The 14,645-nt window shown below is 42.5% G+C and carries 24 protein-coding genes; 4 read left to right on the top strand and 20 right to left on the bottom strand.

From position 1 onward, the window contains the following. Nucleotides 1–165 precede the first annotated feature (165 nt). The 14 genes from JGK07_RS11715 to JGK07_RS11650 all read right to left on the bottom strand — a co-directional run bounded on the left by JGK07_RS11715 (nucleotide 166) and on the right by JGK07_RS11650 (nucleotide 9,427). Entirely contained in the window at nucleotides 166–759 is a 594-nt protein-coding gene (locus JGK07_RS11715; protein WP_293180330.1) for a CPBP family intramembrane glutamic endopeptidase, read from the bottom strand. A gap of 31 nt (nucleotides 760–790) precedes the next feature. Then, entirely contained in the window at nucleotides 791–1,957 is a 1,167-nt protein-coding gene (locus JGK07_RS11710; RefSeq protein ID WP_293180333.1) for a DUF3326 domain-containing protein, read from the bottom strand. After that, nucleotides 1,954–2,145, bottom strand: a complete 192-nt coding sequence (locus JGK07_RS11705; RefSeq protein WP_293180527.1) for a hypothetical protein — start codon at nucleotides 2,143–2,145, stop codon at nucleotides 1,954–1,956. Before JGK07_RS11705 ends, JGK07_RS11710 begins: the two co-directional genes overlap by 4 nt. Before the next feature lie 65 nt (nucleotides 2,146–2,210). After that, nucleotides 2,211–2,528: a 2Fe-2S iron-sulfur cluster-binding protein gene (locus tag JGK07_RS11700; protein WP_293180336.1), complete on the bottom strand. Its 318-nt coding sequence runs from the start codon at nucleotides 2,526–2,528 to the stop codon at nucleotides 2,211–2,213. 246 nt (nucleotides 2,529–2,774) lie between these two features. After that, nucleotides 2,775–3,320: a Uma2 family endonuclease gene (locus tag JGK07_RS11695; RefSeq protein WP_293154866.1), complete on the bottom strand. Its 546-nt coding sequence runs from the start codon at nucleotides 3,318–3,320 to the stop codon at nucleotides 2,775–2,777. Nucleotides 3,321–3,348: 28 nt separating this feature from the next. Beyond that, nucleotides 3,349–3,495, bottom strand: a complete 147-nt coding sequence (locus tag JGK07_RS11690; protein ID WP_293180339.1) for a hypothetical protein — start codon at nucleotides 3,493–3,495, stop codon at nucleotides 3,349–3,351. A 35-nt stretch (nucleotides 3,496–3,530) separates the two neighbouring features. Then, nucleotides 3,531–4,712, bottom strand: coding sequence for a GTPase (locus JGK07_RS11685; RefSeq protein ID WP_293180342.1), 1,182 nt, complete (start codon nucleotides 4,710–4,712; stop codon nucleotides 3,531–3,533). Nucleotides 4,713–4,847: 135 nt separating this feature from the next. Further along, nucleotides 4,848–5,387, bottom strand: coding sequence for a Uma2 family endonuclease (locus JGK07_RS11680; protein WP_293180345.1), 540 nt, complete (start codon nucleotides 5,385–5,387; stop codon nucleotides 4,848–4,850). 74 nt (nucleotides 5,388–5,461) lie between these two features. Further along, complete coding sequence (locus JGK07_RS11675; RefSeq protein WP_293180348.1) at nucleotides 5,462–5,959, bottom strand: DUF29 domain-containing protein; 498 nt, start codon at nucleotides 5,957–5,959, stop codon at nucleotides 5,462–5,464. 140 nt (nucleotides 5,960–6,099) lie between these two features. Then, nucleotides 6,100–6,300, bottom strand: coding sequence for a hypothetical protein (locus tag JGK07_RS11670; RefSeq protein WP_106333270.1), 201 nt, complete (start codon nucleotides 6,298–6,300; stop codon nucleotides 6,100–6,102). Further along, complete coding sequence (locus tag JGK07_RS11665) at nucleotides 6,297–6,596, bottom strand: BrnT family toxin (protein ID WP_293180354.1); 300 nt, start codon at nucleotides 6,594–6,596, stop codon at nucleotides 6,297–6,299. The genes JGK07_RS11670 and JGK07_RS11665 overlap by 4 nt, the downstream gene beginning before the upstream one ends. A gap of 62 nt (nucleotides 6,597–6,658) precedes the next feature. After that, nucleotides 6,659–6,925: a MafI family immunity protein gene (locus JGK07_RS11660; RefSeq protein ID WP_293180357.1), complete on the bottom strand. Its 267-nt coding sequence runs from the start codon at nucleotides 6,923–6,925 to the stop codon at nucleotides 6,659–6,661. 345 nt (nucleotides 6,926–7,270) lie between these two features. Further along, nucleotides 7,271–8,443 (bottom strand): hypothetical protein, encoded by a 1,173-nt coding sequence (locus JGK07_RS11655; RefSeq protein ID WP_293180360.1) that lies wholly within the window; start codon nucleotides 8,441–8,443, stop codon nucleotides 7,271–7,273. Between the two features lie 540 nt (nucleotides 8,444–8,983). Further along, nucleotides 8,984–9,427, bottom strand: coding sequence for a hypothetical protein (locus tag JGK07_RS11650; protein ID WP_293180362.1), 444 nt, complete (start codon nucleotides 9,425–9,427; stop codon nucleotides 8,984–8,986). A 157-nt stretch (nucleotides 9,428–9,584) separates the two neighbouring features. On the opposite strand from JGK07_RS11650, the gene JGK07_RS11645 reads away from it, so the two are divergent. Genes JGK07_RS11645 through JGK07_RS11635 form a run of 3 tightly spaced genes read left to right on the top strand, consistent with a single transcriptional unit; the run spans nucleotide 9,585 to nucleotide 10,337 of the window. Beyond that, entirely contained in the window at nucleotides 9,585–9,797 is a 213-nt protein-coding gene (locus JGK07_RS11645) for a helix-turn-helix transcriptional regulator (protein ID WP_106149040.1), read from the top strand. Between the two features lie 58 nt (nucleotides 9,798–9,855). Further along, complete coding sequence (locus JGK07_RS11640; RefSeq protein WP_293154889.1) at nucleotides 9,856–10,068, top strand: helix-turn-helix transcriptional regulator; 213 nt, start codon at nucleotides 9,856–9,858, stop codon at nucleotides 10,066–10,068. A gap of 56 nt (nucleotides 10,069–10,124) precedes the next feature. Then, nucleotides 10,125–10,337 carry a helix-turn-helix transcriptional regulator gene (locus tag JGK07_RS11635; RefSeq protein WP_293180530.1) on the top strand — a complete coding sequence of 71 codons (213 nt, stop codon included), beginning with the start codon at nucleotides 10,125–10,127 and terminating at the stop codon, nucleotides 10,335–10,337. A gap of 64 nt (nucleotides 10,338–10,401) precedes the next feature. On the opposite strand, the gene JGK07_RS11630 is transcribed toward JGK07_RS11635, so the two are convergent. From JGK07_RS11630 to JGK07_RS11620, 3 genes are all read right to left on the bottom strand, one after another. Then, nucleotides 10,402–10,776: a hypothetical protein gene (locus tag JGK07_RS11630; protein WP_293180365.1), complete on the bottom strand. Its 375-nt coding sequence runs from the start codon at nucleotides 10,774–10,776 to the stop codon at nucleotides 10,402–10,404. 16 nt (nucleotides 10,777–10,792) lie between these two features. Then, nucleotides 10,793–10,996: a hypothetical protein gene (locus JGK07_RS11625; protein WP_293180368.1), complete on the bottom strand. Its 204-nt coding sequence runs from the start codon at nucleotides 10,994–10,996 to the stop codon at nucleotides 10,793–10,795. A gap of 75 nt (nucleotides 10,997–11,071) precedes the next feature. Continuing rightward, the gene (locus tag JGK07_RS11620) at nucleotides 11,072–11,257 is read right to left on the bottom strand and encodes a hypothetical protein (RefSeq protein WP_293180371.1); all 186 of its coding nucleotides are present in this window, start codon (nucleotides 11,255–11,257) and stop codon (nucleotides 11,072–11,074) included. A 241-nt stretch (nucleotides 11,258–11,498) separates the two neighbouring features. Here JGK07_RS11620 and JGK07_RS11615 point away from each other — a divergent pair, with 241 nt between their 5' ends. Next, nucleotides 11,499–12,077: a Uma2 family endonuclease gene (locus tag JGK07_RS11615; protein WP_363319143.1), complete on the top strand. Its 579-nt coding sequence runs from the start codon at nucleotides 11,499–11,501 to the stop codon at nucleotides 12,075–12,077. Nucleotides 12,078–12,109: 32 nt separating this feature from the next. On the opposite strand, the gene JGK07_RS11610 is transcribed toward JGK07_RS11615, so the two are convergent. The 3 genes from JGK07_RS11610 to JGK07_RS11600 all read right to left on the bottom strand — a co-directional run bounded on the left by JGK07_RS11610 (nucleotide 12,110) and on the right by JGK07_RS11600 (nucleotide 14,379). Next, nucleotides 12,110–12,556 carry a hypothetical protein gene (locus tag JGK07_RS11610; RefSeq protein WP_293180374.1) on the bottom strand — a complete coding sequence of 149 codons (447 nt, stop codon included), beginning with the start codon at nucleotides 12,554–12,556 and terminating at the stop codon, nucleotides 12,110–12,112. Between the two features lie 166 nt (nucleotides 12,557–12,722). After that, entirely contained in the window at nucleotides 12,723–13,136 is a 414-nt protein-coding gene (locus tag JGK07_RS11605; protein WP_293180377.1) for a hypothetical protein, read from the bottom strand. 292 nt (nucleotides 13,137–13,428) lie between these two features. Next, nucleotides 13,429–14,379 carry a F0F1 ATP synthase subunit gamma gene (locus JGK07_RS11600; protein WP_293180380.1) on the bottom strand — a complete coding sequence of 317 codons (951 nt, stop codon included), beginning with the start codon at nucleotides 14,377–14,379 and terminating at the stop codon, nucleotides 13,429–13,431. Between the last annotated feature and the right edge of the window lie 266 nt (nucleotides 14,380–14,645).

Below are 14,645 nucleotides of genomic sequence, written 5' to 3'. Positions count from 1 at the left end.
CACTACAAACAAATACCAAAGGTTCGTAGTGAGGACTTTAGTCCTTTAATTTCTGCGGACTGAAGTCCTCACTACAAACAAATACCAAAGGTTCGTAGTAAGGACTTTAGTCCTTGGATTGATGCGGACTGAAGTCCTCACTACTAACCAATCTGTGCGATCGCCCTACCGTTTCACCATATTGTGTTCCCACTTCCAAACACAGCTAGAAATCAAATTCGTGCAGACATGAGCTGTAATTGGTACTAACAAATTGCCAGTAGCTAAAACACTGTAACCCAGCAGGAAACCCACAGCCGTCGCCCAAACAGCATAAGGCCACTGATCCATTCCTCCCAAGTGCAGAATGCCGAAACAAAAACTCGATAAAACTAAACCGGTCACATTCAATCCCAAACCAGACAGCATCACGCCTCGAAATAGCAATTCTTCGCTAAGTCCGGGTAGCAGTCCCAGCCAAATTAAATCCGGCCAAAACAAAGGTTTGAGCACTACTTCCAAGTAAATGTCTGCACTCCGGCGATAACCGGGCCAGAGTTGATATACGATCGCACTACCGCCTGTAATTGCCAGTCCGATCGCCAATCCTTTGAACAAATCCATGACGATCAATTTCACGGGTAAAAGCGATACCGATCCAAATATCAACCACAATTTAGCTACCGCCAGCAACATAATTGCTGTCACGCCCATTGCTACTAAAACCTGAGTGCGCGTCAACGGTTCAATTTCGGGATTTTCGGGAAGTTTTTCTGGCACTTAATCAATTTTAGATTTTAGGTTTTAGATTTTAGATTTGTTGAGTTGAGTCAGACAAACACCGCAGGGAGGAGATGTCTGCACCCAAAGAAGCTGGACTAATGCCGGCTCGTAAAGCGACCAATACGCCGATCGCCTCTAAATATGAGTTTACCTGCAAAGCTTTGATTCCGAGTTTTTCTGGGGAAGCTTGCATCTGGGTTTTGTTGTCACCCACAGCAATAATTTGTACTGTCGATCGCCCGCTCAAACTCAGAATAGCACTACCGCCGCACGCTGTGGCCGGTATTACCACCGCATCGACTCGATCCGCCCACAAATCCTGGGATACCGAATCGAAATTTCGCCTGTTTGCATGGAAGTTCTCTCTTGTGGGGCGGGCATCTTGTCCGCCCAATACCTGTGGTAAGCAAGATGCCTGTCCCACACCAGGAGTGACAAATTGCGGTGCTTTGCTAAGCCCTGCAAGCACGCAAGGTAAGAAAGTATAACCGATTTCCTCCGCAGCCGATCGTGGCGAAAGATGTGGATCGAGGGGAAGTGGCGACAGGGCGGGGGCGTGGGCGCAGGGAATTTTAAATGTTCTGACAATGAGGTGACTGATGACTGCTTCCGCGCCTGCGAGGGGATCGACTCCTTTCCCGCGGCGGTAGTTTTCGAGGGCGACGCTACCTTCATCGTCGGGAAATCTGGCCACAACTGCGATCGCCTGGACTTTTGCTTGTGCGATCAATTTGTCGGCGGCGCGCAGTAAACTGTCGGGATTGCCGATCGTCCCCCAGGATGCCCCTGATTCTGAAATGCGTAATTCTACTTGCAGGGGGCGATCGGTCAAAATACAATCAGTTATGTTTAAACCCAATGTAGCTCTAGCAGCATCAACGGCTTGCAAGTGGCGCAATTGTAACTCAGGTTCGATCGCGCAGTCCATGATTAAGCCGATGCGATTTTGATGTACCGGTTGCAGGCCCCAGCATCCGGCTGCAAATTTGTCAAGGGCGTAACCTTCGACGTAAAGTGCATTAGGTATCGGCCAATAAAGTTGAGCACCGTTGAGGACGTTGGGGTGAGTAATTAGCGTATCAGAAATTTGGGCGATCGCCCTAGCAACGGGCAGCGCATCGCCTGCAAAGCCCCCAATCGAGGCTCCAACGCCTGTGGGGACTATCAAAACCACTGTTAAAGGGCGGGGCTTCACGCTGCTACGGGGGATGCTTCCACGAGCACGTAGCCTTCTACCAGAGCCTTTTGGCGATCGACATCCACGTCTGTAACGGCCCAGCGCAGGGGTTCGCCGTGTTTTTGCAGTTCAATTTCAATAGCTGAGTGCAGTTCTTCGGCCGTATCGCGGAGGTCTACTTCTGCGGAAATGAAATGGGTGGTCATGGGGCGATCCATAGTGGTTTTACCGCGATCGGTACTTGGGTACTTACGTAAATTTTAGCTTAGTCCTAGGATTTACCGAACTGGCGATCGTAAACAATGTCTTCTTTTTCAGTTTCTATCTTCAAGTGCGATCGGGGAAAAGAAACGCAAAGTAACACATAACCTTCAGCCTGAAGTTCCGGACTAACACCCATGCAATCAACCTGCTTAAGTTGACCCTCAACCACCTTAGCAGCGCAAGTAGTACAAACCCCCGAATTGCAAGAGTTGGGCAAATCAATCCCCGCGGCGATCGCAGTTTGCAGAATTGGTTGATCTTCGGGCACTTCTACGGTATAAGTGCTGCCTTGGTGGAGTAATTCAACAGTGTAAGTTTGAGACATATTTCAATTATTGGTTTTAATTCCCAATTGGAATCTACGGTAGATTTGCAAACAAAGCAGAAAACATTGTACCGCTGTTGGTGATTTGGTGCAAGTTGACAAAATTTATAGGAGTTACGCACGGGGGCCTAGAAACCGGGTTTTTTACAAAAATACTTGATTGCAGCCCTTAAATTCTGTAAAAACCCGGTTTCTTTGTAATGACACGCAATATATGTTCACTCACTTAATAACTAATTTCTGCCTTCAACCCAACAACTCATCAACCGCAACACTAAAACCCAGCAGCACTAACTGAGTGCTGATTACGTCACCGGAATTAAACGCTAACTTTTGAGTTTGAGTCATTATCAATATCCAGCAACTTTCTGGAAAAACAATCCAAACTTCCAGACAACCAGAATCCAAATACTCTTGTGCTTTCAAAAAAATCTCTTCCGCAATATCAGTAGGAGAAACAATTTCAGCAATTAACAGCGGACTTTGAGGAAAAGTAGGAACATCGCCATATTCAGCAACAAGTTCAGCAGTCAGATAAGCAACATCAGGGCGACGCACTCGCCTGTCAGTACGACAAGGAACTTCAGTATAAACTTCGCCCCCTTGTCCGCTAGATATCTTGTAACTTCTCCAAGAAAAATCTAGTCTAGATTGGATTCTACTGTGTTTTACTGTCATTCCATTTTTCTCCGATATTTGCCCGTCCACCCATTCCATATCGTCGGGGGGACTAGCGATGAAGTCTTCTAGAGAAACATTTTCTGATAAAACGGCTGTCATTACCATAGCCATTGACTCCCTTTTGCAGAATTCAATAATATTATAGCAATCTTTGGAAATGGGTAATGGGTAATGGGTAATTGGTAATGGGTAATTGGTAATTGGTAATTGGTAATTGGTAATTGGTAATTGGTAATTGGTAATTGAAACTCACCCAATGCCCAATGCCCCATGCCCAATGCCCCATGCCCAATGCCCCATGCCCAATGCCCCATGCCCAATTTAATCAATATTAATTTGATTAGGAGGTTTTGGTTGATTCCGATTATCATCCTTCAAAGTTTTGCGCCCCGACGACGCATAATCCTTGTACAAATCCACAAACATCTTAGTCAACTGCTGCAAAGAAAGCTGTTCACCATTAACTTGAGCTTTCATATAAGCTTTCAGAACTTCAATATAAGCCAAACCAAGAGCCAGCGTCAGAGTAGCCGCCGTTGCACCGGAGATAGCACCACCGACAATTGTACCCGCACCCGGAATCATTTTAATCAAATTAGTCACAATACTTCTACCAACAGCAGTCACCCCACCAGCACCGCTAATAGCAGACAGCATCGCCGAGATAAATCCCTTATCAAAGGGCATTCCAAAAATCACAGTAATATTAGCAATCATTGCCGTTTGCATCGTCATCAAAATTGGCGCATCAGCAAACGGCACAGGAGTTGCACCGATAATCGCAGAACCGGCAACATAGGCACTTAAATACTTAAATGCCATATCAGATTTGAGTCCAATATTGGCAATTTGTTCTTTAACAAAGGCTTTTTTCGCTACTTCCGGCAGCAGTTGAAAAGTTGCATCAACCAACTTATCTAAACCGTGAGACTTTACTGTATAATCCTCATCAATCTCTTCTGGTTCAGCCATGACTGGGATAATTTGACTGACTGGCAAATTCATGTGTTCCAGTTGCTTGAAAAACTCGCTCGGTTTTTTCGATGTAGTTTGAGTGAGCACTAAAATAACTGGTACATCCATGATTTCCATTTCTCTTAGCCAGCCTTCTTCCACGGATTCTATTCGATTTGCGCCGTGATTGATGCAGTACCAGATGACGTGTATGTGTTCTTTGGGGTGCAGAAGTCTTTGGTCTTCAATCAGTTTAGCAACGTTTAATTGAATAATTTTAATTTGTTCGGCGTTGAGTTCAAGTCCAGGAGTGTCGTAAACTGCGATCGGGCAATTCGGTTTAGTATATTGGCGGATACCGTGAGTGACGGGGCGGCCGACTCCGGTTTCTGCTAAGCGCTGGCGAAAAACTGCATTAATCAGGGTACTTTTACCGACACCGGTTTTGCCAATGACTAAAACATTGCACTGTCCCACATCATTTTCTGCGTCTTTGAAGGCATCGTAACTGTTGATTAAAAGCTCGTCTAAGGAAAAGTCGTTTGACATGGCGTTTTCTAGAATGGTGGGATATCGAATCTGGATTAAATAAACACCACCGAATAGAATTCGGGGCTATACAAACGAAGTCCGCCTACGCGGACTGAGGAGTCTCAAATATATTGTAGCAATTTAGTTTGATGTTTAAGCTAGCAGGCGATCGACCTCAATGCTAAAACCGATCAGAATTTGTTGAGTGCTAGCGGTATCACCCGCTCGAAATGTTAATATTTGATTTTGAGTCATCACAAATATTAAATGACTTTCTGGAAAAACTAACCAGACTTCCTGACAGCTAGATTCTAAATATTCCTGTGCTTTGAGAAAGACATCCTCAGCGATATCGGTGGGTGAAACTATTTCGGCAATTAAAGGAAAACTTTGGGGTAAAGTGGCAAGATTACCAAATTGTGCGACTAATTCGGGTGTGAGATAAGCGACATCGGGACGGCGAATGTTTTGGTTAGTGTGGCAAGGTGGTGAAATATAAAAATCACCATTTTCTTTGCTTAAATTTCTGTAATTTGACCAAGAACAACCCAGCGTTGATTGAATTTTACCATGCTTGAGCGTGGCTCCATTTTTCTCTACGATTTTACCATCCACCCATTCCATGTGATCGAGGGGATTAGCCATGAACTCTTCTAGAGTAAAATGCTTTTGTGCGACAGTAGCAGCGACCATAGTTATTTCCTCGCTTTTGCATATTCACTGATCCTATTATGACCGATCAGTACAGAGAAGGATATCTGATTCAATTATTCAATATTTTCAGGATTTTCAGACATATCGCACTCAGGCGGTAAAAAATCAGGATTAAGAACTTCTTCTTCAGTAAAGGGAGACTCTGGGGGAAATATTTGAATAGATAAACCTGTTTCATCTGCGGCTAATTCCCTAGCATCTTGATAAGATTCATTAAAAATCTCTTCAAAAAAACGATACAAACTCGGACTGGTTTTGAAGGTATCTCCGATGCGTTTACGATGTTCACGAATGGTGTACACCCAACTATTGGTTCGTTTTTCTGGCTGATATTTATACTTAAGTAAGTGCATTAAAAGTACCCTCAAATTGCTTTTTAAAGCATTCTTGTCGCTTCTCCCCATGCTTTCGAGTTCCTCTAGTAAGTTCTCTAAATCTATTTCAGAAAACTTACCCTCTTTTAATAAGTTGATTGTTGTCTGTAACCACAGATAAAAATCCTGTTCATAAAGGGATGTTATTGCAGTTGTCATTGATTGGATAGTTGTCATTTTGTTTGACTCCCTTTCTCTTCTCTAGACATAAGTCTAACATATTCGATAATTTATCGCTATGTGGGGTCAAGAAACCCGGTTTCTGTTATGATTAAGGCAGACTCACCTAGAGTTGACTAAGAAACCCGGTTTCTAACCTACTCAATACTTTGAATTAGTTTAATGTTATTTCTCAGCCATTCATTGACCAAAACTTGCACCTCAATCTTTTTATGCTCGGCAATTTTAGTCACAAATTCCTCGACATCTGGTTCGAGATAAATGGGATAATGAAAAGTAGCATCAGGATGGTAAAACTTGCCTTGTTCTGCTGGAGAAAAATCATACTCTGATTTCATAATTTCCTCTCTTGATAAGCTTGGGTTTCAGTAAAATTAGCTTTGCGGGCTGAAATGAGCCGAATTATGCAAGAAGTGCGATCGGTTTGTTCAAAGGTATGAACAACTACCCTTAAATTTCCTGTTTCATCTAAGCCTATGGTAATCCATCTATCTTCATCTTGACTGTGTTCTTCATCATAGATTGTTAATTGAGAACTATCGCGAAAAACAGTTGATGCCAAACGAAAATTTAATTGATGCTTGCGAATATTTTGCTTTTCTTTGGCTGGATTCCAATCAAAGTTATAATCCAAGGAAATCTATTATGGTAAATCAATGTGGAATCAAATTATAACATAAATTCGTAATTTATGTACTAAGGAGCTACTTGGACTTTTAGCATCTCCCAAGTTTCCCGTTCCATGTTCAACATATCCCCTACTTCTTGCAAAAGTTCATAACCATTTAAATCTATGGGAAGTTCTTCTTCAATGAGAATATCGCACAAAGTCTCTAACGCCAAATTCCACTCACCAGCCTGAATATCTGAAACCAAAAATTCTATTTGATTATCTGACAGTTGCAGTTTCACGATGTTAATGACTTCATTGAGTTTACTTTCCACAATTTTATAGTCAAACATTTGTTTTGCTCCTGACAATATTTCTAGGGATTTTTGGGTAGGTTAGTAGGGAAGGCTGTAATGATTCATCTCCCATCAGGTTCTACTATTACCCTAATACTAACACTATCTCTAGTTCCTTCAATATGCCATCTTACAGGCTTACCAGCAAAGAAGTTACTTAAACTTTTAGCAAAGACTTAAGATAAGTATAAACTCTGAAACAATAAATTCTCTTTGATTTTCTGACAATTAATGGCACTTTGGCAAGAAGCCTGATCTTACCATTATGGCGGGTAAAGACGAAGATTTTATCCCATAACCATTGTAAAATTAAGTTGGTATTGAGAACACAATGATGGCACATTAAATGAATTGACGGAGTAATTCTAGCTCTTTCTTTATTAAGCTGATATCATCAATTTTTGATATTCTCTCAATTTCTGATTGCATCTTATTCTTACCTTTTTTTATCCATTTTTGATATTTCGGATCGTCGAGCATTTTCTGATATTCCTGATATTCCTTAACTTCGTTTTCAAAATCCTTTAGAGCGTCATACGGTAATTTCTCCATATCCTCTGGATTAGATATTATTTTATACTTTTCATTCGCAAGGATGTCACGAATATCATCAGAAAGTTTATAAGTTACATTTACTGTATATGTTACAAAACATCCTTCTGTTTGATCGGAACTGTGAGACATGATTTCACCAATTTGGAATATCTTGTTTTCTGTGGAAAATAAGAGGCATAAAGAATTTTTAGGAACATCATTTTTCTCTTCATCTATAGTTTGAATCGAGCGGAACCAACCTGTATTCTCCCTACCATTAACGAGATTAGTTCCCTGGTCAATAATAGCAATATCATCAGTGACACCTAGTTTAAGGAATTTACCACCATTTTGTGGTGTGCTGGTTATCAGTGCTTGATCTTTACGAAAGTGTTTTTCATTATATTTTATTTCATACTCGATAATTTCTTGCTCCCACTCAGGCGATTCATCATATTTATTTTTTTTAAAATTAATCAATTGGTTTGTTAAATTTAAGTTGTGGATACTAATACATAATTCTCCCTCACATTCAAGACCTAGCCGAGTTAGATTAGATGACCCTATGATAGAAAAACCTATTTTTTCATGGTCTATAACTATTTCTTCATTGTCTCTAACACGACGGCCTAAAAAACAATAGGCTTTGATATGAAAGTTATTTGTGGGACATATAAAACGAACAGACTTAGTTTTAATCTTTGTTGATTCTTTGTCGATAAATTTCAATAAATTTTGAATATCACTAGGGTCATTAAAATTATCTTTTTTTCCGATCGCAATCACAACTTCCGTATTTTCATTTAAATAAGGGTGTAGAAGAATTTTTTTTACTTGCTCCACCCCATGATTAGTAACAAAAGCAGAAAATAGATAAATTTTATCCCAAGAGTATTCTTGACAATTCAATAAAAAATCTATTGTCGTTTCCAAGCTTTTTTGACGGTCTTCCAAAATTACAAATCTTTTAATAACACTCATTGTAAATACATCCAATTAATTAATAAAAAACTTTCAGGCAAGATGTAAACCACAATTTGATTATCTTCCCTAAAACTGCGCGATCGCACCTAATAAAGTTGACTAAAAACATAATCAGCCAACTCAATCAAAGCCGACTTCGACTCCGACGGCGGGAACCCCATCAAAGGCATAGCCGCAGACTGAGCCGACTTAGCTGATAATTCCCGCGATCGCCCTCTGCTGGTTGGATATTTGAAAGGTTACTCATGGGCTTAACAAGGGATAGAGAGGGAAGCACATTGAGAAATTATAACTGTTGCTGTTGAGCTTGAACCAATTTTTTGAATATTTGTGGCGAGTAATTCCTGTAGGGGCAATCCCCCCGTGGTTGCCCTGATCTTTCGGGCGGGCACGGGGGCACCGCCCCTACAGCAGGGACTAGAGTTTATGGGAGTTACGCACAGCAAAGAAACCGGGTTTTTCACTTAGTTAAAGGCTGGGCGTGCAGTATTTTAGTAAAAAAACCCGGTTTCTAATCACCCGTGTTTTAGTCATATTTTAGAAATGTTCCAGCAGATATTTCTCCTGTGCGTAAACCTTTCGCAGCGACTCCAGCCCGATCGCCCCCAACATCAATTTAACCACCCCAACCAACTCTCCCCACTCCAACAATTCAACAACAGAAACCGCCTCCCGAAATTTATCCCCATAGAAATCCACCCAAAAATCCGGCGCGTATCTCTCCTTCAGACTCGCCATCCGGCGCTTCCAATAACCAAAATCTAAACCCGACGGCGATTCCACTCCCACCACCGGCGGAAAGTCGGCATAACTCACAAACCGACTCATCCCTTGGGCGTGCACGTAGAGGATGTGCGCCCAGCACTCGAAGCGATATATTTGTTCTACCTTGATTTTCAGCAGCCGCGCGATCGCCTCTTTGGTAACAAACCGGCTCAATCTGTGTCTGGGGGTTGATTTTGGTCGAAAGCTTGCTAACATAGTTGATACATCCCACTTAATGGGAATTGTAAATGGTTGATAAATCCCACTTGATGGGATTTGAACTTTGATAGGCGATCGTCTTTAAGTTTTGCAGACGTTGGGGCGATCGCTTTTTACGATATAATTATAATATACTAAATCTAGTGGTCTGTCAATGGGTTTAATTAGATTGCGGGTTAGAGAATTTGCTGGTGAGAAAGGCTGGACGATCAAAGAGGTTTCTGACCGATCGGGAGTCAACTACAGCACCCTCAGCACCTATTCGCGTTCTCCAGGAATGGCAATGGTTGATTTTACTTGTCTGCTCAAGTTGGCACGTACTTTTGACGTGATGGTGGAAGATTTGGTTGAGGTTGTCAAAGAGTAGGTCGATCGCCTTTTGTAGTATAGTTATGTGACTGATATTAGTCAGGTTTCAATAGCTTATGGGCTTAATTAGATTGCGGGTTAAAGAATTTGCTGCTGAGAAAGGCTGGACGATCAAAGAGGTTTCAGAGCGATCGGGCGTAGTCTACAGTACGCTGAGAACTTATGCCCGATCGCCCGGATTAGCAACAATTGATGTGACAGCCTTGGACAAATTGGCGAGGACTTTTGACGTGATGGTCGAAGATTTGTATGAGATTGTCCAAGATTAGCCGATCGCCTTTTGGAATAAAAATATCTTATGATGGTACACCATCATTTGTCAAGTATGGGTTTAGTCAGACTAAAAGTCAGAGAATTCGCTGCTGAGAAAGGTTGGACGCTAAAAGAGGTTTCAGAGCGATCGGGAGTAATTTACAGTACCGTCAGACACTACGCCCGCTGTCCGGGAGTGTCAACTATTGATTTCATTTCCATACACAAATTGGCCCGCACCTTTGATGTGATGATTGAAGAGTTGGTGGAAATTGTGCAGGAATAAAAGGCATATTTACATTCAAACAAAGCGTCTGAATTACTCCAGACGCGATCGGACTTTAATCAACTCAATATTGCTCGACAGTTGCCAACATCTGATTCACAGACTCACCTTGTTGCAGGGCTTCCCAATCAGAAGTAATCGGTTGGAAAGAACAGTAGCACAGCACAATTCGCAAGTCACTATCAAAGGAAGAAAACTGGTGAACGCTAGTAACTATCCAATCTCCATTTTTCCCGTGAGTTGCTGCATTACCGGAGTCAGATAGATTGTCGTAGTCGCGGGTTCTGTCTCCAGGCTGGGGAAGAATTGGGTTTTCTTCCCAACTCCAGTTTTCCCACAGAATATCAGTTAAACCGCCCCTCGGCATAAGCTGGCGTTCTTCCCAACCGGGAGCACTCATGGTTTCGGCTTTATAGACAATCCAGATTTTTTTTGCCATCTTTCCTCCCTTTGCTTTAATCTTGGTAATCTTGCCATGTATCCTGAAACGAGGTTTGTTCTCCATCAAACACGCAGGCCACATCAGGAGGGCTGTTGCGGCTGACTCGGATTTCTTTTAACCGCCAGTTGTATTTTTCGCCCATCTTTTCACAGAGTTCGGGGTTTGTGACATAGTGGACGTTTTCTGGTTTTGGGTTCGGTAGGCGATCGCTCCTCACTTCACAATTCCCTTACAGTTTAAAAACTACAATGTTTTGCCCTGTATGCGATCGCTCCACTTCTGCACGCAGCAGCTATGTGTTCTTTGGGTTTTGACTGGCTGTTATTTTGGGTTGCTCAGCTTGATTGACGTATTCCTCCATAAATTCAAGCAAAACATCCCTCATATTTTTACCTTCCCTAGCGACGGCTGACTTAAATCGGTTCCGCAGATCGGGTGGCATTTCTACTCTAATAGCCACAGTCTTGTTTTCATCCATACAGGCTCAAGGCTTCACAACATATATATTTTGACATTTTATGAAGTTTGTCCAAAAACCAGCGTTTTGCATACAAGCGCATTAAAGCAACTATATGCTATACTGCATACTAATGCAATAGTGCAAACAACCTGAGTTGCTCTGGTGTCGGCGCGAATCTCGCGCGCGCCAGAGGATCGCGCGCGCCATGTACAAACTATCGATCGCCTAAAATAGATTAATTCAGGCAAAGTCAATCATAGTGAGCGAGAAGCCAGGAGCGATCGCAATGACATTAAGTACCGCAAAATGGACAATAGACCACTACCATCGGATGATCGAAACAGGTATTTTGGACGATCGCCAAGTTGAATTACTAAATGGAGTAATAGTCGAAATGGTACCGGAAGGAACGGCGCATACTTATTTTAGCGATCGCTTTGCCAATCAATTGCGAGTCGCATTATCCACCAGAGCACAAATCCGCGAAGCCAGACCAATTACTCTGCCAAATAACTCGGAACCAGAACCAGATATTGCCGTTGTCCAACCCCTAAACGATGTCTACCTACAGCATCACCCCTATCCAGAGAATATTTTTTGGCTAATTGAATATTCTGATTCTAGTTTGACTAAAGACTTAGAGGAAAAAAGCAAGATTTACGCAGCAGCAGGCATTCCAGAATATTGGGTTGTTAACTTGCGCGATCGACTATTAATCGTGTTCCGCTTCCCGGAAGGCGACTTTTACCAGCAGCGAAATACTTTTCAATCGGGAACCATTGAACCCCTGGCTTTTCCCGATCTTACTATCCATGTTTCTCAACTAATGAACAGGTAAATTATTGCCAAATGTCGTAAAATAAGGTTTCACTACGGCAATTTCTCTGGTAACGAAAGCCAAGCTTTGAGTTCTTCATCCAAAACATATTTATCGCTATTCGCGAGTGCAGCGATAACTTTTAACCGATTTTTAAGCTGTCTTAACTCTCGAATTTCTTCAATAGCAAGCGTTTTCCAATTAGCAGCCTTTTGTTCCACATCTTCCCGCGATTCTTTGATGTTATCCCAAAACCATTGTAGAATTAAGTTAACATCCAGAACTGAATCGTTGGGAATTATTCCGTATTTGGCGATCGCCCCAGCCCGCAACATCATTGAAGAAATCCTCACAGACTCCCCACTACCCGGTTTTTTCTGTTCCGCCGCTTCCGCTAGTCGATCGTAAATTGCGGTTGCTACTTCTGCCCAAGTGCGATCGAATAAACCCGCATTATTTTCACCTTTTCGAGCCTTCGCAGAGGAAACATCGGCTAACAAAAGCCAGTTAAAGTCTTGCGGTGCGGTGGTTTGAGCCGAAAATGTATTTTTGACCCAAGCCAGTACGGATTCAGGATTTTGTTCGAGGAGGCGATCAATATTTTCGGGGGAAATTGAGTCATAATCAAATAGGCGATCGGCATGAACTAGCAGTTTATATTTGCATTCACAATCTGACTGGCAATTTTTTTAGCAGTTCATTAACAATAATTTGAGCGATCGGACTGTTTTGAGAAAGAGTTTGCAAGCGTTTTAAAACATCAAGACTCATATCTAAATTTTCTTTGGCTGCATCAATCGATCTTAAAGAATCTGCCGCCGTGAGAGTAAGCTCATCATCCGGTATCTCAAGCATTTCTAGCAACAACGGAATTGCTTGTTGAGAGTCAGCATCGGAAATAATTTCGGCACAGCGCAATTGCCATTCTTGGGAACGATTACACCAACAAGATTTCAGTTCTTCCCAATCAGCAGGTGTAAGTTTTTGCACTTGTTCAATAGCATATATAACAGCATGATCTGACCAATTATCCGGCGAAAATTCTTGATTTAAATATTCATCTAGCTGTGCGAAACTCATCTGAGTAATATTGTGGAAGCTGGCATCGGAATCATAATTTTTACCAGTGCAGTGCTGTCCCCGCTCGCGATCGTCGTCGTGACTTCCGGGAGATTATCGCGGTGCGTCGCTATTGAATCGTTGTCAATAGCCAAAATAGTCACAGCGACGCACCCTACTTTAATTATAAAGCATTATATTATAGAGGCTGTGTAAGTCCCGATCGTCCAATTTGTTCCTATATTTACTAAAAAAATAGCGCCTGAGTTCCCCCAGACGCATACCATAAAATCTACAAATTGTCAACCCTAACTTAACCGTTTAAGGCTTCAGCACCGCCGGAAACTTCCAGAATTTCCTGGGTAATTGCCGCTTGCCGCGCCTTGTTATAAGTCAACGTCAAACTACGGATCAAATCGCTAGCATTCTCACTAGCATTATTCATCGCCGTCATCCGTGCAGCCAACTCGCTAGCAGCAGATTCTTGCAAAGCCCGCAGCAATTGGTTGTTCAAATACAAAGGCAAAAGTGCCTCCAGAATTTGCGCCGGATCTTGCTCGAAAATCATGTCGCGTGGCAAACTCTTCATAGGTGTACCAACTTTCTCCCGCGATACTTGAAACTGTCCGCCTTGCGATGTCAAGCGGAAGATTTCATCATCTGGAGTTTCCAAACCTTGAGGATCGAGGGGTAACAAGGTTTGAATTACTGGACGCGAACTAATTAGTGACACAAACTTTGTGTAAATTAGCTCAACTCTGTCCACAGTTCCCGACAGGAACAAAGACAGCAATTCGTCAGCAATTAGCGCTGCTTCCGGTGCTGTTGGGATTTGTTCTAAGTTAGTGTAAGTAGCATCGATCGGCTGTTCGCGACGTTGGAAATACTGAGTAGCTTTGCGTCCTACTAACACGAATTTGTAGTTTAAGCCTTCAGCTTTGATTTCCTTGGCGCGATTTTCGGCGTATCTAATGATGTTACCGTTGTAGCCACCGCACAAACCCCGATCGCCCGAAACAACCAAAATTCCCACTGTTCTGACTTCGCGTTTTTTCAGCAGCGGTAAATCCTGGCTTTCAAACTTCAAGCGTTCTGCCAAACCGTATAATACTTCTGCCAAGCGATCGGCAAAAGGACGAGTAGCAGTCACCTGTTCTTGAGCGCGGCGCACCTTAGCAGCAGCCACCAAGCGCATTGCTTCTGTAATCTTTTTAGTGTTCTTGACCGACTTAATGCGATCGCGAATAGTTTTCAGATTTGCCATAACTTTCTCCTTTTTCCTTAGCTTTTATTTCTGAGTTCTTAGTTCCCAGCCATCAGTTTTTAAGTTTAGCTACGGTAGAGACACGGCATTTTCTATTGGTATCAATTTTCAGACTGAAACCAGATGTCTCTATCGTTTTTCTCAAAGTCTCGATCCCCCTAAATCCCCCTTAAGAAGGGGGACTTTGAACGATCTTGTCCCCCCCTTATTAAGGGGGGCTAGGGGGGATCTCCGGGTTTAAAACACGCCTAAGGGGGATCTGCGAC

The organism is Microcoleus sp. PH2017_24_DOB_U_A (assembly GCF_020738205.1).
Lineage (GTDB): Bacteria > Cyanobacteriota > Cyanobacteriia > Cyanobacteriales > Microcoleaceae > Microcoleus.
Note: the sequence above shows the minus strand (reverse complement) of the source record. Positions and strands in the feature narration are given on the sequence as shown.